General features: G+C 65.2%; 18 protein-coding genes. 5 read left to right on the top strand and 13 right to left on the bottom strand.

Features of this window, described 5'->3' with window-relative positions; all coding sequences use genetic code 11:
* Nucleotides 1-3 precede the first annotated feature (3 nt).
* Nucleotides 4-438, bottom strand: a complete 435-nt coding sequence (locus QNO06_RS04370) for a MarR family winged helix-turn-helix transcriptional regulator (RefSeq protein ID WP_227914276.1) — start codon at nucleotides 436-438, stop codon at nucleotides 4-6.
* Nucleotides 439-545: 107 nt separating this feature from the next.
* On the opposite strand from QNO06_RS04370, the gene QNO06_RS04365 reads away from it, so the two are divergent.
* The gene (locus QNO06_RS04365; protein WP_227914278.1) at nucleotides 546-1,154 is read left to right on the top strand and encodes an NADPH-dependent F420 reductase; all 609 of its coding nucleotides are present in this window, start codon (nucleotides 546-548) and stop codon (nucleotides 1,152-1,154) included.
* Here QNO06_RS04365 and QNO06_RS04360 read toward each other — a convergent pair.
* The gene (locus tag QNO06_RS04360; protein ID WP_227914281.1) at nucleotides 1,144-1,962 is read right to left on the bottom strand and encodes a hypothetical protein; all 819 of its coding nucleotides are present in this window, start codon (nucleotides 1,960-1,962) and stop codon (nucleotides 1,144-1,146) included. The genes QNO06_RS04365 and QNO06_RS04360 overlap by 11 nt on opposite strands.
* A gap of 57 nt (nucleotides 1,963-2,019) precedes the next feature.
* Between QNO06_RS04360 and QNO06_RS04355 the strand changes: the two genes are divergently transcribed.
* A complete protein-coding gene (locus QNO06_RS04355; protein WP_227914282.1) occupies nucleotides 2,020-2,742 on the top strand; it encodes an AAA family ATPase in 723 nt (240 codons plus the stop codon).
* Nucleotides 2,743-2,838: 96 nt separating this feature from the next.
* Entirely contained in the window at nucleotides 2,839-3,489 is a 651-nt protein-coding gene (locus QNO06_RS04350; protein WP_227914390.1) for an NADPH-dependent F420 reductase, read from the top strand.
* Nucleotides 3,490-3,592: 103 nt separating this feature from the next.
* Here QNO06_RS04350 and QNO06_RS04345 read toward each other — a convergent pair whose 3' ends face one another.
* From QNO06_RS04345 to QNO06_RS04320, 6 genes are all read right to left on the bottom strand, one after another.
* On the bottom strand, nucleotides 3,593-4,621 hold the full coding sequence (locus tag QNO06_RS04345) for a zinc-binding dehydrogenase (protein WP_227914283.1): 1,029 nt from the start codon (nucleotides 4,619-4,621) through the stop codon (nucleotides 3,593-3,595).
* Between the two features lie 152 nt (nucleotides 4,622-4,773).
* On the bottom strand, nucleotides 4,774-5,829 hold the full coding sequence (locus QNO06_RS04340; RefSeq protein ID WP_227914284.1) for a zinc-dependent alcohol dehydrogenase family protein: 1,056 nt from the start codon (nucleotides 5,827-5,829) through the stop codon (nucleotides 4,774-4,776).
* Between the two features lie 154 nt (nucleotides 5,830-5,983).
* The gene (locus tag QNO06_RS04335) at nucleotides 5,984-6,382 is read right to left on the bottom strand and encodes a YchJ family protein (protein WP_227914285.1); all 399 of its coding nucleotides are present in this window, start codon (nucleotides 6,380-6,382) and stop codon (nucleotides 5,984-5,986) included.
* A 107-nt stretch (nucleotides 6,383-6,489) separates the two neighbouring features.
* Entirely contained in the window at nucleotides 6,490-7,932 is a 1,443-nt protein-coding gene (locus QNO06_RS04330; protein WP_227914286.1) for a serine/threonine-protein kinase, read from the bottom strand.
* A gap of 166 nt (nucleotides 7,933-8,098) precedes the next feature.
* Nucleotides 8,099-9,043, bottom strand: coding sequence for an acetamidase/formamidase family protein (locus QNO06_RS04325; RefSeq protein ID WP_227914287.1), 945 nt, complete (start codon nucleotides 9,041-9,043; stop codon nucleotides 8,099-8,101).
* Between the two features lie 4 nt (nucleotides 9,044-9,047).
* Nucleotides 9,048-10,478 carry an APC family permease gene (locus QNO06_RS04320; RefSeq protein ID WP_227914288.1) on the bottom strand — a complete coding sequence of 477 codons (1,431 nt, stop codon included), beginning with the start codon at nucleotides 10,476-10,478 and terminating at the stop codon, nucleotides 9,048-9,050.
* A gap of 188 nt (nucleotides 10,479-10,666) precedes the next feature.
* On the opposite strand from QNO06_RS04320, the gene QNO06_RS04315 reads away from it, so the two are divergent.
* Nucleotides 10,667-11,410, top strand: coding sequence for a FadR/GntR family transcriptional regulator (locus QNO06_RS04315; protein WP_227914290.1), 744 nt, complete (start codon nucleotides 10,667-10,669; stop codon nucleotides 11,408-11,410).
* A 214-nt stretch (nucleotides 11,411-11,624) separates the two neighbouring features.
* Here the strand turns inward: QNO06_RS04315 and QNO06_RS04310 are convergent, their stop codons facing one another.
* Nucleotides 11,625-11,828, bottom strand: a complete 204-nt coding sequence (locus tag QNO06_RS04310; RefSeq protein WP_191809052.1) for a cold-shock protein — start codon at nucleotides 11,826-11,828, stop codon at nucleotides 11,625-11,627.
* 208 nt (nucleotides 11,829-12,036) lie between these two features.
* On the opposite strand from QNO06_RS04310, the gene glsA reads away from it, so the two are divergent.
* A complete protein-coding gene (glsA, locus tag QNO06_RS04305; protein ID WP_227914291.1) occupies nucleotides 12,037-13,851 on the top strand; it encodes a glutaminase A in 1,815 nt (604 codons plus the stop codon).
* A 539-nt stretch (nucleotides 13,852-14,390) separates the two neighbouring features.
* Here glsA and QNO06_RS04300 read toward each other — a convergent pair.
* The 4 genes from QNO06_RS04300 to QNO06_RS04285 form a co-directional block, all read right to left on the bottom strand.
* Nucleotides 14,391-14,594, bottom strand: a complete 204-nt coding sequence (locus QNO06_RS04300) for a cold-shock protein (RefSeq protein WP_146362594.1) — start codon at nucleotides 14,592-14,594, stop codon at nucleotides 14,391-14,393.
* A gap of 187 nt (nucleotides 14,595-14,781) precedes the next feature.
* Nucleotides 14,782-15,327: a DUF421 domain-containing protein gene (locus QNO06_RS04295; RefSeq protein ID WP_227914293.1), complete on the bottom strand. Its 546-nt coding sequence runs from the start codon at nucleotides 15,325-15,327 to the stop codon at nucleotides 14,782-14,784.
* Between the two features lie 136 nt (nucleotides 15,328-15,463).
* The gene (locus tag QNO06_RS04290) at nucleotides 15,464-15,946 is read right to left on the bottom strand and encodes an acyl-CoA thioesterase (RefSeq protein ID WP_227914295.1); all 483 of its coding nucleotides are present in this window, start codon (nucleotides 15,944-15,946) and stop codon (nucleotides 15,464-15,466) included.
* 118 nt (nucleotides 15,947-16,064) lie between these two features.
* Nucleotides 16,065-17,057 carry an LLM class flavin-dependent oxidoreductase gene (locus QNO06_RS04285; RefSeq protein WP_227914296.1) on the bottom strand — a complete coding sequence of 331 codons (993 nt, stop codon included), beginning with the start codon at nucleotides 17,055-17,057 and terminating at the stop codon, nucleotides 16,065-16,067.
* Nucleotides 17,058-17,183 lie beyond the last annotated feature (126 nt).

Genomic DNA, 17,183 nt, shown 5'->3' with positions numbered 1-17,183 from the left:
GCGTCAGCCCCGAGCCACCTTGGCCAGCGAGGCACGCACGGTCGCCAGCTCGGCGGAATCCAAGCGGTCGATGAACAGGTCCCGGACCAGGGCCACGTGATCCGGGAGGACCCGTCCAATCAGTTCCAGGCCAGCAGGAGTGAGGGTCAAGCGGATGGCACGCTCATCCGCAGCGTCGGAGGTCCTGGCCACCAGCCCCTTGCCTTCGAGCTGGCCTGCCTGATAGCTCAAACCGCTTTTGGTGACCACCAGGGCCCCGGCGAGTTCGCTCATGCCCACTCCATCCGGCGCGGAGCTGAGCTGGGCGAGGATTGAGAACTGGACTTCGGTCAGTCCGTGCGTCCGGAGCTGCTGCGTGACGGCCCGCTGCAGGCGGTCCCCTGCGGCACGGAGCACAAAGTAGGCGGCAAGTTCATCCTCGTTGAGTGGAGTGGTCAAAAAGTTCCCCCGGCTATTGTTCAAATTTGAACAACATGTTATGTTTCCCGTGTTAGTTCAAATTCGAATATTAGCAGGCGGTACCCGCCGCTGGACAGGACACTCCAATGCGTATCTCAATTCTCGGCACCGGACATATGGGCCGCACCCTCGGAGAAGCTTTCTCCAAGGCAGGACATGATGTGGTTTTCGGTTCCCGTAACCCGGACCAGCAGGTGGACCTGCCCGGTCCGGCAACCGGGTACACCGAAGCGGCCCGCGACGGCGACGTTATCCTCAGCGCCCTGGCCGCGGCCCACTCGATGGATATCCTGCCCTCCCTGCGCGAGCCCCTCTCCGGGCGGGTTCTGATCGACATTGGCAACGCCGTGAATGAGCAGATGGAACTCATTTACCCAGATTCGAGCCTAGGGGAGCGCCTCCAGAAGGCCTTGCCGGAAACGAAGGTGGTCAAAACCCTCAACACCGTTGGCGGGCCCATCGGCGTTGACCCGGCACGGCTGTCCGCGCCGACCAGTATTTTCCTGTCCGGGGACGATCCGGAGTCGAAGGCACTGGTTTCCCGGCTGCTGGCCGACCTCGGCTGGGAACCCGAACGCCAGGTGGATCTGGGCGGAATTGCCACCGCACGCGCCGTCGAACACTATTTCCTGCTCTTCGCAGCGCTGATGGGCACCTTCCGCAGCCCGGCATTCAACATCGCGGTCACCCGGTAGCCGGCGGCGAATGGCGGACGGGCGGGCCGGGTAACGCCGCTGCGCGGTCCGCCACGGCGTCCAGCAGCACCACCAGCGCATGTCCCCCTCGCCCGGCCGCGTTGTTGGCGAACCGGTCCAGGGGAAAGGACACCGCGTGCAGTTCGGTCCCCTGCCCAGTGGAAACCAGCTCCACCTGCAGGACCAGCGTGATCGTGTTCTTCTGCCCGGTCCCCAACCAAAGGGTCCGGCCGGTTTCGGCCAGCAGCCGGTACACGCGGTGGTCGGCGAGCGCCAGCTCCAGAAGCTGGCGGGCTTCGGAGTACGGCCGGTCCAGCAGCACCCGGCTCCGGGCCACCCGGCCGCGGCCGGCCGCAGTGCTGTGGCGGCCCCTGCTTTCCACCTGCCGCCGTACGGCCAGCCAGCACCAGAGGAGGACACCCCAGAGCACCACTTCGGCCAGCAGTAAAATGCCCTCAAGCGCGTATCCGTCCCCCTGTTTGGGTTTCAGGAGGAGCACAGCTGCAAACATCCCCGCGATCAGGAGGTTGCCGGCCAACAGCCATCCCGGCAGCAACCGGTTGTCCTCCGCAAGCCGGCGGTCCTGCACATACCCCTGCGGATCAGCTTTCAGTAACTGGACCTGGCGGGTGTTTCTCCGGACGGCCGCAATGGCTACCAAGGCTGCGGCAGTCACTTGTCCAGCTACCGTCCACGGACTGCCGTCCGCGTCCCACTGGCGGATGAGCAGGCCCACAAGGTAACCAACCACCGCAGCGGCAACCAGCACCGCGGGCACCAGCCATCCCTGTTTCCATCTCCAAGACATGAGGGGCAAAGTAAGGAACGCAGCGGGAGCGGGCAAGCGTAGTGGCAGAATTTGGATATGCTCAGCGACCGCTATCCCATCCGGCAGGTCCGGGAACATCCGTTGGAGCCACTGGACCGGAAGACCTGGCCGGCCACGCTGCCGCCGGTGGCCCAGTTGCTGCAGTCGGGATTGGACCTGGCCGCGGCCACCGTGCTGGTCGGTGACAACGGCAGCGGGAAATCCACGCTGGTTGAAGCCATTGCCCTGGCCTACGGCCTGTCCCCGGAAGGCGGGTCTACCGGTGCCATGCACACCACCAGGCCCACGGAGTCCGCCCTCAGCGGGCATCTGCAGCTGGTGCGCAACCCCGGCGGCACCAAACGCGGTTATTTCCTGCGGGCCGAAACCATGCACGGCCTTTTCACCTATCTGGAGCAGAATCCCTCCACATCGCAGGCAGACGTTGAGTTCCATTCCCTCTCCCACGGGGAATCATTCCTCTCACTGGCCGTGGACCGGTTCCGGGGTCCCGGCTTGTGGATTCTCGACGAGCCCGAGTCTGCGCTCTCCTTCTCTGGATGCCTGGCCCTGCTGGGCATCCTCAAGGACCTGGTTGCCGATGGACGCTCCCAAGTGCTGCTCTCAACCCACTCGCCTGTGCTCGCGGCACTTCCGGGCGCCCGGATCCTGGAGCTGGGGCCGTGGGGATACCGGGAGAAGGACTGGGAGGACCTGGACCTGGTCAGTGGCTGGAAGAGTTTCCTGGACGCCCCGGAACGGTACCTGCGCCGGCTGTGATCCGGCCCGGGCAGGCCGCCCTCCCCCGCTGCCTTGGAATATTTCGCGGATCCGGCCGTTGAAGTGTTCATGAGCACATTGGAGAGCACCCCTCGGATTCGGACCATCGGCTTCATCGGCAGCGGGAACATCGGTTCGCAGTTGGCGCGCTTGGCGGTCAAGCAGGGTTACGACGTCGTCCTGAGCAACGCGAGCGGCCCCGAAAAGCTGCAACCGCTCCTTATGGAACTGGGTGACCATGCCCGCGCGGCCACGCCGGCCGAAGCCGCTGCCGCGGGCGAACTTGTGGTGGTCACCATCCCGCTGAAGAGCTACCCGGACGTGCCCGTGGAGGAGCTGCGCGGCAAGACGGTTATCGACACCATGAACTACTACCCGCAGCGGGACGGGAACATCGCCGAGCTGGACAACGAGTCCACCACCACCAGTGAGCTGCTGCAGAACCACCTGCCCGATTCACACGTGGTCAAGGCCTTCAACAACATCACTGCGGACCACCTCACCAGCCAGGGGACGTTGCCCGGAACGCCCAACCGCCGCGCGCTGCCCATTGCCGGCAACGACGCCCAGTCCAAGAAGCTGGTCACCTCGCTGATCAACGAGTTCGGTTTCGACGTCGTCAACGCCGGCCCGCTGTCCGAAGGCTGGCGCTGGCAGCGGGACACCCCGGCCTACGTTGCGGCGCTGGACGTCCCGGGCTTGGAAAAGGCGCTGGCCGAGGCCGTCCGCTACGCGGATATGCCCTAACACAGACGGACGCGCCCCGGCACCCCCTGCCGGCCAGCCCGGCCCGGATAACAAGGAAGCCTCCCGCCGGTACCGGCGGGAGGCTTCCTTCTTTAAAGAACGGCTACGGGATCAGCACCAGGCGGATCGGGTTGCCTTCCTTGGCGTCGAGGGCCTGAACGGCCTTCTCGGCGTCGGCCAGCGGAATGCGGCCGCTGACGGACTTGGCAAAGTCCAGCCGGCCAAGGCGGGCCAGGGACACCAGCTGCGGGACGTGGTGCGCCTCGGAGCCGTAATGGCCGCGGACCTGCTTGCGGGCATAGGAGAACCCGGTGCTGTCATTGATGGTCATCGGCTTGCCGGACAGGCCCACCAGCACCAGGCGTCCGTCCCGGCCCAGGCAGTTGATGGCCTGGGCGCGCACGGCATCCACGCCGGCGAAGTCCAGGGCTACATCCAGGCCCTTGCCGCCCGTGGCGGCCTTCATGGACTCGGCGAAGTCTTCCGCCATGGGGTCCAGGGCGATGTCCGCACCGAATTCCAGGGCGCGTTCCCGGGCCTCGGGAAGGGGATCAACGGCAATGATGGGCGCCGCGCCAACCAGGCGCAGCAACTGGACGCCGTGGGCGCCGAGCCCGCCGATGCCCCACACACCCACGGCTTCACCGGCGCGGACATCTGCCGTGGAGGCAATGGCGCCCCAGGGGGTGGAGACGGCATCGGGAATGATCGAGGCCTGGTCGAAGGGGATGTCATCGCCCAGCGGAACCAGCACGCCGGCGGGAACAACCAGGTACTCGGCCCAGCCGCCGTCGTAATCCACGCCCATGGTGAGCGTGACGCCGTTATATTCGTAGCCGGCCTGAACCACTACGCGGTCACCAGGCGCCACGGACGTGACGCCCGCACCGGGCAGGTCCACCGTGCCGGCCACCTCATGCCCGAGCGTCACTTCGCTGCCCTTGAGGAACTGCGGACGCAGCAGGCCCTGGATCAGGTGGACGTCGGAGAGGCAGACGCCGGCCGCCCCCACCTTGATGCGGACAAAACCGGGGCCGGGCTCCGGGATCGGAACTTCCTGCATGGCGAAAGTGCCCGTTTCAACATTGAGACGTCCGGCAATCATGGTGCCGGTAGAAGTGCCGTTGGACATGGAAAACCTCTTTTACGCGGAAACTGCGGCGGCAGATGCACGCCGCGGTTCCCATTATCTGCCCGCGTAACAAATGCGCAAAAAGGCGGACGGGCGGTAGTCTGTCCGGCCACCGCCCGCCCGTTTTCCGCTGGCTTCCGTGGAAGGCCCGGCTACGCCTGCAGGATCACTTTCAGAGCGCCCGTCTCCGCAGCCCGGGAGAAGGTGTCATACGCCTGCATGATGTCGTGCAGCGGATACCGGTGGCTGATGAATTCCTCAGCCGGCAGTTTCCCCTCGGCCACCAGTTTCAGCAGCATAGGCAAGGTGTTGGTGTTCACCAGGCCCATGCTGATGTCGATATTCTCGATCCACAGCCGTTCCAGGTCCAGGCTGACCGGTTTCCCGTGCACACCCACGTTGGCCACGTTCCCGCCGGGCCGGACAATGTTGGTGCACATCTCGAACGTGGTGGGGATACCCACGGCCTCCACGGCAACGTCCACGCCCCAGCCGTCCGTTTGGGCCATGACCTGCTCGCGCCAGTCCGCGTCCCCCGAGTTGACCCCGTGCGTAGCGCCGAACTTACGGGCCTGCTCCACCCGGTTGGCGTCCAGGTCCACCGCAATGACCTTGGCCGCCCCGTAGAGCCGGGCAGTGGATATGACCGCCAGGCCCACCGGCCCGGCCCCCACCACAGCCACCACATCACCGGGTTTGGTCTGCCCGTATTGCACCCCCATTTCGAAGCCGGTGGGGAAAATGTCGCTGAGCAGCACCCCATGCTCCTGGGAGACGTTCTCCGGCAGGTGGTAGAGCGAGGTGTCCGCATACGGGGCCCGCACGTATTCGGCCTGGGTGCCGTCGATTAGGTGACCAAAGATCCAACCGATCCCGACGGAGCCTTCCTCGCCCAGGCAGTGCGAATACAGGCCGTCGCGGCAGAAGGAACAGGAACCGTCAGCGGACACGCAGGAGAGGATGACTTTGTCCCCCACCTTGAAGTTGGTGACGCCGCTGCCAATTTCAGTAACCGTTCCCACCCCTTCATGGCCCAGGATCCGGCCGGGCGTCACGGCCGGTACATCGCCCTTGAGGATGTGCAGGTCGGTGCCGCAGATGGTGGTGGCATCAATCTTGACGATTGCGTCCCGCGTCTCCTGGATCTGCGGATCGGGAACGTCCTTCCAGGACTTCTGTCCGGGGCCTTCGTAAACGAGTGCTTTCATAATGTCCTCGCCTGCCGCTCATCCGACCCTGTGCAGTGCCTGGAATGCGCCTGCACTTCGGGAGCTTCCCGGAGCGTGCCTGCCGTGCGGCAGACCGCCGTCGGATGTCTTCCAGCGTAGGTCCTGCGTGGGCGGGGGTGGAAGAAGCGGGGAGCTATACGCCGTCAACATACAGCCATTGCCCGCCCTCGCGGACAAAGCGGCTGAGCTCCTGCTGCGTGCCGCGTTCTCCGGCCTGCCGGTAGTGCGCCGCAAACTCCACGGTGCCCTCGGAGTCCAGGGGCCCGCCGCCGGAAACCGCAAGGATGTCCAGGCGCCGCCATTCCAGCTCCGGGTCCAGTTCCAGATGGGCCGGACGGTGGTCCGGGTGCCAGGTCGCCAGCAGGTAGGGCACGTTGCCGACGGCGAAGGCACTGTAGCGCGAACGCATCAGGGCTTCGGCGGTGGGGGCGGTTGCGGAGCCGGAGTGGAAGCGGCCGCAGCAATTTCCATAGGTTTCGCCGCTCAAGCAGGGGCAGCGGGATTCGGCGGTGACGGGTGTATGGATACTCACCCCTCCAGTATCGCGCGGACGGCGGGGATACGACGGCGGGGATACGACGGCGCGGACGGCGGGGATACGCCGGCGGACGGGCGCTGCGGGCGCCCGGCGACTGCGCCCTAGCGGCCGAAGGCGTCCTGCAGCCGCTGCAGGTTCTGGCCGATCTCACCGGGAATGGTTCCGCCGTCCGGCAGGGCACCCACGCGCCCGAGCATCAGGACCACCGCTGCGGTCAAGACCGCCATCACGACAACGGCAAGCAGTGCCCGGGCTGCGGCTGACGGCCGTTGGTCCGCCATCACCTGTACCTGCGGCATCCGAACCGCGGACACTGCGGGGGCAGCTGGGATACCGACAGTTGGCGGCACGGCGGGCGGAGAGGTCACAGGCAGCGGCGCGGAGGGGTGCTGTTCCCCCGCGGCGGCTGCCGGTACCCGATCGGAGCCCGGAGCCTGGTCCAAGGCCGGTACCGGGTCGGACGATACGGGCTCCGATGCCGGACTCGATCGCTGCCGGGCTGCGGGGGCGGGACCGGGCACGGGCACGGGACCGGGACCGGACACTGGACCGCCGGATGCCGGCAGGGCCTCGGCGCTGCGCCCGGGTGGGAATGTGCGGGCCTCGACGGTAGCGGGACCGTTCCAGAGTTCTTCGGAAATGGGCGACGGGCCGGAGCGCTCGGACTGCGTCCGCGCCGCCCCTTCCGCCCAGCGGTGATCCAGCAGTGCCGCGGAGACTTCCGCCGCCGTTGGCCGCAGGTCCGGGTCCCGGGTGGTCATGGCAGCCAGCAGTCCCCGCCAGTGACTGTCCAGGGACGCGGGAACCTCCGGGTCCCGGCTCAGGCGGGCGACGGCGGATTCAATGGCGCTGCCGCTGAATTCCACCCGGCCGGTGACGCATTCCAGCAGGACCAGGCCCAGCGAGTAAATATCGCTGGGAGCCTCGGCCGCTACGCCGGATGCCTGTTCCGGGCTCAGGTAGTTCGCAGTTCCCAGGGTGGCCCCGGCCGCGGTGATGCGGGCGCCGTCGATAATCCGGGCAATACCGAAATCGGTTAGCTTAGCCCGTAGCGCGGTCCCGGGGATGGCCGGCGGAAGCAGGACGTTAGCCGGTTTGACGTCGCGGTGCACCACGCCCCGGCTGTGGATGTAGGCCAGCGCACCGGCAAGTTCGGCGCCGATGTAGCCGACGTCTTGGTGGCGGATATCGGTTTCCCGCAACCGCTTGCGCAGGTCCGAACCCTCCACCAGTTCCATCACCAGATAAGTGCGCGGCTCGCCGGCTTCACCGTCATCACGCCCGGCGTCGTCCTTACCGGCGTCGAACAGGGTCACAAGCCCCGGGTGGGATAAGGAGGCGAGCAGCCGCATCTCATTGTCCTGGCGGCCGACGTCATCTGCAGCGACGGCGCTGGCCCGGAAGAGCTTCACCGCAATGTCGCGGCCGAGCGCTTCGTCCAGGCCCCGGTAGACGGTGGCCATGCCGCCGTGGCCGATAGGTTCGATGAGTCGGTATCTGCCTGCAATGAGCCTGCCCAGGCCACCCGTTGCATTGGTTTCCATGCTGCAACCTTCTCTCGCCCTCCATATAGCGTAGCGGAGCAGATTCACGGCGTAGATGGCCCGTAGCGACTTTTTTTCTACTCAGTTTTACCCCTCGTGCAACCCCGGTTGCTGCGCTAAACTGGCCCGCCACCAATGAAGCGGCGGCGGGCCAGCGGAGTCCCGATCAGGTCGTCCCGGCGGCGGGACCGGCCAGGACGGACTTCGGGAGGCGGTGGATGGTGACAGCACCGACCGCGGAGAAGGGGTGCAGCGGATCCGGTTCAGCGGAACCGGTGGGGCCGCCCAGCTGGGAATGGCCCACGGCGCTCATGACGGCATACGCATCGCCGCGGTCCCATCCGTGGTCAGAGACCAGGAAGTGGAACATATCCTCATAGCCGCGCCTAATGCTCTCCTGCACCGGATCGCCGAGTCCCACGAAGATCCATTCATCGGCGGTCTCCACCCGGGGAGCACGCAGGTTCAGGTCCCGGACCACGTCCACACTCACGACGGCGATACCTTCCGCCTCAATCGCCACGAAGGAGGACTCCCCTTCGGCCATGATGGCGTGGATATCACCGATGGACAGGTAGGCACCCTCCACCATCACGGGGAGGTAGACCGTCGACCCCGGCCGGCACTGCACCAAATCCATGTTTCCGCCCTGCGGGGTGGAGGGCATGATGGTGGAATTGCTGCCCTCCGCCGGTGCCGTGCCAATGCAGCCGATCATGGGCAGCGGCTCGAAGGTGTGCCGGTCCGTGACGTGCACCCCGTCGTCATCGATCGGGACACGCCGGGTGAACATCTCCTCGCCCATCACGTACTGCAGGGCTCCTGAGCCCGGCAGGCTGACCGACCAGCCGCGGTCCTTCAAGCGGATGTCGTGGATGGTGACGGCCAGGGCATCGCCGGGCCGGGCGCCCTCCACATAGACGGGCCCGGTGACGGGGTTGATCCCCACCGTCAGTTTCTCCATGTCATGGAATTCATGGAGCTGGGCATACACCTCGTCGCTGGTCTCGAATCCGATAGTCTCGCCGGTGCCCGGAGTGATTTTCAGCGCCGGGCTGCCGGAGGCGGAAAACCCGAACCGGCCGTGTGTCTTATCCAGAAAGTGGTCCATGGGTTTATGCCTTTCCCGTGCCCGGAGCGGTTGCCGCGGGTACGGAGTCGTCGTCGCTGGAAATTTCGGTTTTCCGGCCCGTGGCGCGGTAATAGAGGAACACGCCGGCGCCGATGAGGAGCCACACAAGCCCGCCGACCTTGGCTTCGATGTTCGCGTTGACCAATACGTAGCCGATGATGAGGAAACCAACCACGGGTACGGCCAGGTGCAGCAGGAAGTTACGGGACTTCTTCCGGATGAGGTAAAACACGATCACCGCCAGATGCAGGAGCATAAAGCCGAACAATGCCCCGAAGTTCACCAGCGAAGAAATCAGGTCGATCTGGCCTACGAAGAACAGGACCAGGACTGCTGAGATACCCGAGACGAGCAGGATGGCGTTCTGCGGCACCTGCCGCGAGTTAATGCGGCTCAACATGGCCGGCAGCTGACGGTCGCGGCTCATCGAGTAGAGGAGCCGGGAAGTGGCTGCCTGGGCAGCCATGGCGTTAGCGATGCCCACCCCCACCACGTTGACGGCGAGGAAGGCGGTAGCCCATCCGCTGTTTGCGGCGGCCTCGACAATGGTGAAGAAGGCGTTTCCGGCTTCGTCATCCCCGAAGGTCTCCCGGCCGCCGGCCAGTGCGCTGGCCAGCCAGGTCTGCAGGATGAAGCAGGACGCCACGATGATCAGCGCCGCGATCATGGCCTTGCCCGCGCTGTTGCGGCTGCCGGTGGACTCTTCCGCCATGGTGGAGATGCCGTCAAACCCGAGGAAACTGAGCACGGCAATCGACAGGGCTGAGGCAATCAGCGGGCCCGACACAGTTTCCGGATTCCACATCGGGGCCCACGTGAGTTCCGCTCCGGGGACCGTTCCGCCGTTCAGTGCCGTGACCGCAATGACCACGAAAATGACGATGAACAGGAGTTCAACAGCCAGGAAGACCCGGTTCATCAGCTTGATCGAGCTGACACCGGCAAGATTGATGGCGGTATTGATGAGGACGAACACCACTGCCCAGATCCAGCGGGGGGTGTCCGGGAAGATGCCGACCATTGATTCGGCCGCAAAAACGTAGAGCAGAGTGGGTACCAGCAGGTAATCAAGCAGGATGGCCCACCCCGCGAAGAACCCGGCGGTGGGGTGGATTCCGCGGCCCACGTAGGAGAAGACCGAGCCGGCCAGCGGGATCGACTTCGCCATCTGCGCGTAGGCCAGTGCCGTGAAGATCATCGCAATGAGTCCGATGAGGTAAACGAGCGGGACCATGCCGCCGGACGCATTGTAGACCGTGCCGAAAATGGCCCACGGCGCGATGGGGAGCATAAAAATCAGGCCGTAAATGAGAAGGTCGGCCGTGGAAATGGAACGGCGGAGCTCCTGCTTGTAACCCAGGGACTCTAGCTCCTGCTGGGCATCGCGCTCCGGAGAGGGTGCAGAACGGTTCATTGCATCGGACTTTCGGACTCGGTGGGGGCCGGCGGGGAGCCCGACGGAAATAGCGGCGGTCGGGTCCGGCGAAAATCATCATTGCCGAGGAAAGGTATCGAGACAAGACCAATCAGCCCATTAGGATGTTTGTTACGCGCCGACGCCGCTTCGTCCGAAGGCTGTAGCGGCTTACCAGGAGGACTGCAATGACCGGTACCGTCAGCGGTCTGGACACGCCGCTTGAAAGCTCGTCCCGGGTGGACGAAATAGTGGACCGCCTGATCACCGCCATCGCCATCGGCGAGTACCTTCCCGGTTCCAAGCTGCCGGCTGAACGGGAACTGGCGTCCTCGCTGCAGGTTGGCCGGATGACGGTGCGCGCGGCCATCGCCCGGCTTGTGGAGCAGGGGCTGCTGCGGACCCAGCGCGGCCGGAACGGCGGATCCTTTGTCCGGGACGAAGGCCCGGATGCTTCCTCCGACCCGGCCGTCCGCCGGATCCTTTCCGGCCGGTGGGAAGCACTGCGGGATACCTGCGAAGCGGTGTCCCTGCTGCAGGGAACCATCTGCCGGGCAGCAGCGGAAAACCGGACGGCTGAGGATATCGCTGTGCTGAACGAGAGCCTGAACGCGTTCCGTGCAGCTGCCTCGGGCCTGGAGTCCCAGCGGGCGGACGGGCTGCTGCATCTGGCGGTCAGTGCCGCAGCCCACAATGCCACCCTGCAGTCCGTGCTCCAGGAGGTGGAGGCACGCGTCAGCATCGCTGCTCCGTCCCACGTGTGGGGGGATGCTGCGGGCATGCGGCACATGGAAGAACGGGCGCTCCGCGACCACGAGCTCCTCGTGTCCGCGATTACGGATCAGCGCTCCTCCGATGCCGAGCGGCTCGGACGCGAACACGCCCGGATTGACTTGGAGCTGCTCGAAAGTGCCCTGCACCGTTCGGCGTAGCCATGGTCCCCGATTCCGGCCCGGGCGCCCAGCCCACGGAGTGAGATTGCTCTCGCTGGAACTGCTGGTCCCGGTGCGGCTGACCGGACCGGGATGGATAAGTACTGAGGAAAATCCGCACCCTTAACCGTGCAGGAACGTAAAAAGCAGGGCGGGATTTCTCCCGCCCTGCTTTCGATTCACGCCGGCCCGTGAAACGGACCCGTAAGTCTAGTTAGACAGGCTGGATGTTGACGGCCTGCGGACCCTTGGGGCCCTGCTCGGTGTCGAAGCTAACCTTCTGGTTCTCTTCGAGAGACCGGTAGCCACTGGCGTTAATAGCGGAGTAGTGGGCGAAAACATCGGCGCTGCCATCATCGGGTTCGATGAAGCCAAAGCCCTTTTCAGCGTTGAACCATTTCACGGTACCTGTTGCCATTTTTAATCATCCTTCTAAACGAAACCAGCCCCGACCGTCGGGGAGTTTCATGCTGCGGTGTCCGTGGTGGCAAATTACAGAAAAAGCGGCTGGCCCTGGATCTGGGTTTCGCCGCTTGAACTTACATATTGCGCAACACCGCAACTGGTAAAAGTATACAACGGTGCCCCTGCCGAGTCACCCCTCCGGAAGCCCCTAGGGTGGAAGTATGGACTCCCCCATTGAGCACTACCTCCGCAGGATCCACGCTGAACTGGCCGGGCTGAAGGACGGCGCCCCGTACAGCGGCATACCCGCCATGGCCAAGGTGAACCCGAACAGCTTCGGGATTGCCCTGGCCACCGCGGACGGCTATGTCTACGAAGTGGGTGACACCCGCGAGGAATTCAGCATCCAGTCCATTTCCAAGCCCTTCACCTACGGTCTGGCCCTTTCGGACCTGGGCATGGACGCCGTGGACGAGAAAGTGGACGTGGAACCCTCCGGGGATTCATTCAACGAAATTTCCCTGGCAGAAGGAACCGGCAGGCCGGCCAACGCCATGATCAATGCCGGCGCCCTCACCGCCACTTCGCTGGTGAAAGGCTCCGGCGGCCGGACCCGCTTCAAGCGGATCCTGGACACATACTCCGCCTTCGCCGGCCGGGAGCTGTCCGTAAGCCAGCGCATCTACACGTCCGAACTGCGCACCGGTCACCGCAACACCGCCCTGGGCTACCTGCTGCGCTCCTTCGGCATCATCGAATCCGACCCGGCACCGATCATCAAGGACTACTTCCGTCAGTGCTCGGTCATGGTGAACGCCCGCGATCTGGCCCTGATGGCTGCCACCCTGGCCAACAGCGGCCGGCACCCGCTCTCCGGGGAAGAGGTCCTGGACCTCGTCTCGGTGGAACGCGTCCTGTCGGTGATGACCACGTGCGGCATGTACGACGACGCCGGCTCCTGGATCAGCAGCGTGGGGATGCCGGCCAAGTCCGGCGTGGCCGGCGGCATCCTGGCGGTCCTGCCGGGGCAGGTGGGCCTGGCCGTCTACTCCCCGCCCCTGGACGCCCACGGCAACAGCGTCCGCGGCGTGGCTGTCAGCCAGCGGCTGTCCCATGACCTGGGCCTGCACTTTGTCCGTGCTGCACGCACCGGCCGTTCGGCCATCCGCGCTGTGTATGACATCACGGCCACCCCCTCCGGCATCCGCCGCACGGACGAGGCCGCGGAGATCCTGGCCGGACACGGCCACCGCGTGCAGGTGATTGAACTCAACGGGGACCTGCTCTTTGCCGGTGCCGAGTCCATGGTGCGGGCACTGAGCGAACTGAACGACGACGTCGAGCTGGTGGTCGCCGATCTGCGCAGCGTAGACGAGGTGTCCGACGTCGCCATCCGGCTGATTGCCGAGGCCGAAGACATGCTGCGCCGGGACGGACGCGAACTGGCCCTGGTGGACATCGAAGGCTCGGTAACCGCTGCGCTCGAGGAGCTGGGCCGGGAAACAGCTTCCTTCACCACCCGCTCGGCCGCCATTGAATGGAGTGAGAACAAACTGCTGGAAGGTTACGGCACCGAACTGGTGCTGCCGGACAGCATAGAACCGGCGGACTCCCCCGCGCTCAGCCCCTTGGACGAGAATGACGCCCGGATGCTGCAGGACATGATGGAGGACCGCGAGTTCGACGACGGCGACGTGGTCCGGCGGGTAGGCCAGCGTTTTGGCGGAGTGTTCTTCATTGTCTCCGGGCACATCACCACGTCCATGCCCGGCCCCGACGGCAGCCGCGTGAAGCTGGCAACGCTGGGCCCCGGAATGACCTTCGGCGAAATGGCGATGGGTGAGGACAAGCGGCAGGAAACTACGGTCAAAGCTGCGGGGCCACTGAAACTGAAGGTGCTGACTGCCGAGGCCATTGAAGAACTGGCCGCGAAGGACCCAGTGCTGAGCATGAACCTGTGGAAGGCGCTGACCCAGGACGCGTACACGCGGGTGGAGCAGTACCTGCGCGAGGCTGCCGTGCGGATCCGGGACTGAGTCGTACCGGTCTCCGGGGGAAGGGGCGCGGTTCCGGTGTCCGGGACGACGGCAACGAACCCGGGCGGAGTCCCGGCCTGGAATATCGCCCGGTTAGTAAATCTGCTGACCCTTTGAAGTTCTGCTGCCCGTTTAAACCGGCAGCAGAAACCAAAACCGTCAGGAAAAACCCAACCCGGCAGCAGAACCTCCGGGCTCGGGAAAGGTGGGTGTCCTGGCCGGTGACGGCGCGTGGACACCGAGGGCGGCCATCAGCGGTTTCCACTCCACCGTCTGCACAATCCCGCTGCGGCCCACGGGAACCAGGGTGCCGCCGTCGGGCACCGGGGAAAGGGTCCGCGGTTCCGGTGCACCGCTCCCGCCGGCAGCCCGATGGCGGCACACCCCAGTCGCGGACAGCCCGCCCGTAGCACTGCAGCACCAGTCAGCGCGGCGTCGCCCCGCACTGCGGGACCGTAGTTAACGCAAAAGCAGGACGGGCGAACCCGTCCTGCTTTAGGCTGTTACGGCAGTGAAGCCGTTACAAAGTCTCTAAGAAATTAGAGGGCCTGGATGTTCGAGGCCTGCGGGCCCTTGGGGCCCTGCTCGGTGTCGAAGCTAACCTTCTGGTTCTCGTCCAGCGACTTGTAGCCGTTGGAGTTGATAGCGGAGTAGTGAGCGAAGACGTCGGCGCTGCCGTCGTCGGGCTCAATGAAGCCGAAGCCCTTTTCGGAGTTGAACCATTTCACGGTACCTGTAGCCATTTTAATATTCCTTCTGCATTGAAACGCATCCCGACTTTCGGGAGGTTTCAGTCGCGGTGTTCCTTTACCGCTTTTACAGAAAAGCAGCTAGACCGTTTGGTTTCGCCGCTTGAAATACAAAATGCGCAACACAACAACTGCGTTTCAGCCTACACGACCTTTGGGATAAGTCCAAACCGGGCCCTGATCACTGGCCCGGCAGCATCAGGTCCGCGGGTATCAAGTGACGGTTCGGCACCCTCCGCAGCAGCAGAGGATCGATACGCTGGCCCCGCCTAAGCACGGTGATGTCGCCCGTGGTTTCCAAGATGGCGACGGCCACTTCGTTGAAGTTCCGAACGCCCGCGGCCCGCAGTTTGAAGTACAGCTCGTCCTCCACGACGCGGGCTTTCTTCAGCCCGTCCTGGAGCACTTCGCTGCCGGCCATCAGCAGGATCGGGTTGCTGGACAGGAACCCGCTGTCCTTTTCCCGCACCCAACGTTCCAGCCGCAGCATGGCGAACAGGGTGGCCAGGCCAACAACGCCGGCCGCAAGGGTGGTGGTGTACCCCAGGACCACACGGCCAAGCAACGAGCCGAGGGCGATCACCACGGCCTTGTCCAGCGTTGACCAGGTTGCCAGCGCACGCAGGCCGAAGGCCCGGACCATAAGGTAGAAGGCCGCGTAGATACCTACGGCCCCCAGAACAACCCAAAGCGCTTCTACGGGGGTAATGCCGAGGCTATGCCACACGGCGCATCTCCTTATTCGCGGTATCCGCAGCGGTTCCTGAGATGCTAGCGCCGCGGCGGTGCCGCATATAAGGCGGCACCTGCCCTTACGCCGCCGGGGCCCCCTATTGGCGAGGCGCTCCGTGACTACCCGCCGGTCAGGGAAAGACCGGTTCCCCCATATGCGCGGCAGCCAGCTCGCGCTGAGCAGGCGTCAGCCGCTGCAGGGCGCCGGTGGCACCGTCGACAAACGCCAGTGTTGTCTCTGCCCGCACACAGGGCTTTGACGTCACCGGATCGGAGATCACGTAGCCCAGAGTGATGCTCGCGCCCTTGAGCGCGCTGATCCAGACGTCGACGTCGGCCGGGATGTTCCGGTAGGTCAGCTCGGCTACGTACCGGATGCGGTGTTCAACCACCAGCGACTGCGTGCCGGCCGGGACATCCGTGAACAGCGGCACGGCCGGTGCGTTGCCCGGCCCGCCTGTGCCGCCGGGAGGACCGAAAGCGTGGACACGCGCCTCTTCGAGCATGCGCACTATTTGCACGTTGTTGATGTGGCCGTAGGCATCCATATCTCCCCATCGCATGGGAACGGAGCAGTGGATGGCGGCAGGTGCGGTGTGGGAGTTAGAGCTCATCCCACATCTCTAGCACAGCGGGGCCCGCCTCCCGCCCGGCCGAGCCGGGCACGGGGATGCGAACAGCCGGGCATGCGAAAGGCGGGCAGGAAGAACCTGCCCGCCTTTCTTACGCTGCCTACGCGCTAACGGGCAGTGCTGCGGCTTCGGCCAACAGCTGGAAGGACCGCAGACGGCTTTCCAGGGTGGCGGTCTGCGTGGCGACGATCAGCTCATCTGCCTGGGCGTGCCCGGTGAACCAGTCCAGGTAGTCCCGGACTTCTTCAGGGTTGCCCACGGCGGAGTAACGGCCCATCTGCTTGACCTGCTGTCCGCCCGGGGACTGCAGGATGGCGTCCGCTTCCTCATCGGTGAAGGTGCGGTCGCGGCCGAAGAGCTGGGTTACCCGGCGGCGCTGGGAATCGGCAAACATCTGCTGCGCTTCTTCGCTGGTTTCCGCGGCCACCACGTTCACGCCGGCAATCACGTACGGCTCGGCCAGCTGGGCCGAGGGCTTGAAGTCGCGCCGGTAAATGGTGACGGCGTCCTGCAGCGCCTGCGGAGCGAAGTGCGAGGCGAAGGAGTACGGCAGGCCCAGGGCGGCGGCCAGCTTGGCGCCGAAGAGGGAGGACCCGAGGATGTACAGCGGCACGTTGGTGCCGGTGCCCGGCGTCGCGTGGATGCCCGGGATGAGGGTGTTGCCGGTCAGGTACCCCTGCAGTTCCTGGACGTCCTGCGGGAAGCTGTCCGAAGACATGGGGTCCCGGCGCAGGGCGCGCATGGTCTTCTGGTCACTGCCCGGGGCGCGGCCCAGACCCAGGTCGATGCGGCCCGGGAACAGGGTTTCCAGGGTGCCGAACTGCTCGGCGATGGTCAGCGGCGCATGGTTGGGCAGCATCACGCCGCCGGCGCCGAGCCGGATGCTTTCGGTGTGCGCAGCGATGTAGCCGATCAGCACGCTGGTGGCCGACGAGGCGATAGTGGGCATGTTGTGGTGCTCGGCGTACCAGATGCGGGTGTAACCCAGCTTTTCCGCTTCCCGGGCCAGTGCCAGCGAGGAAGCGAAGGAATCACGCGCGCTCTCGCCCTCATCGATGATGGCGAGATCGAGAATGGAGAGCGGGACAGTCATGGGGGCTTGCCTTTCAGTTGCGTGCGTGTCCGGCTGTTTGTCCGGGCACGGTAGATGCAACCGCGCGGGCCTCCGGCTTATTTCATCCGGGACGGACCACGGTTCTCCGCCGCCGTGAACCGTGGC

The sequence above is a fragment of the Arthrobacter sp. zg-Y20 genome (assembly GCF_030142075.1).
GTDB lineage: Bacteria > Actinomycetota > Actinomycetes > Actinomycetales > Micrococcaceae > Arthrobacter_B.
Note: the sequence above shows the minus strand (reverse complement) of the source record. Positions and strands in the feature narration are given on the sequence as shown.

Excerpts from the sequence above, each read along its gene's own strand:
- QNO06_RS04300 (WP_146362594.1), bottom strand. The coding sequence starts at position 14,594 with ATGGCTACAGGTACCGTGAAATGGTTCAACTCCGAAAAGGGCTTCGGC.
- QNO06_RS04355 (WP_227914282.1), top strand. The coding sequence starts at position 2,020 with ATGCTCAGCGACCGCTATCCCATCCGGCAGGTCCGGGAACATCCGTTG.
- QNO06_RS04285 (WP_227914296.1), bottom strand. The coding sequence starts at position 17,057 with ATGACTGTCCCGCTCTCCATTCTCGATCTCGCCATCATCGATGAGGGC.
- QNO06_RS04340 (WP_227914284.1), bottom strand. The coding sequence starts at position 5,829 with ATGAAAGCACTCGTTTACGAAGGCCCCGGACAGAAGTCCTGGAAGGAC.
- QNO06_RS04345 (WP_227914283.1), bottom strand. The coding sequence starts at position 4,621 with ATGTCCAACGGCACTTCTACCGGCACCATGATTGCCGGACGTCTCAAT.
- QNO06_RS04310 (WP_191809052.1), bottom strand. The coding sequence starts at position 11,828 with ATGGCAACAGGTACCGTGAAATGGTTCAACGCTGAAAAGGGCTTTGGC.
- glsA (WP_227914291.1), top strand. The coding sequence starts at position 12,037 with ATGGACTCCCCCATTGAGCACTACCTCCGCAGGATCCACGCTGAACTG.
- QNO06_RS04315 (WP_227914290.1), top strand. The coding sequence starts at position 10,667 with ATGACCGGTACCGTCAGCGGTCTGGACACGCCGCTTGAAAGCTCGTCC.
- QNO06_RS04325 (WP_227914287.1), bottom strand. The coding sequence starts at position 9,043 with ATGGACCACTTTCTGGATAAGACACACGGCCGGTTCGGGTTTTCCGCC.
- QNO06_RS04360 (WP_227914281.1), bottom strand. The coding sequence starts at position 1,962 with ATGTCTTGGAGATGGAAACAGGGATGGCTGGTGCCCGCGGTGCTGGTT.
- QNO06_RS04290 (WP_227914295.1), bottom strand. The coding sequence starts at position 15,946 with ATGAGCTCTAACTCCCACACCGCACCTGCCGCCATCCACTGCTCCGTT.
- QNO06_RS04330 (WP_227914286.1), bottom strand. The coding sequence starts at position 7,932 with ATGGAAACCAATGCAACGGGTGGCCTGGGCAGGCTCATTGCAGGCAGA.
- QNO06_RS04365 (WP_227914278.1), top strand. The coding sequence starts at position 546 with ATGCGTATCTCAATTCTCGGCACCGGACATATGGGCCGCACCCTCGGA.
- QNO06_RS04320 (WP_227914288.1), bottom strand. The coding sequence starts at position 10,478 with ATGAACCGTTCTGCACCCTCTCCGGAGCGCGATGCCCAGCAGGAGCTA.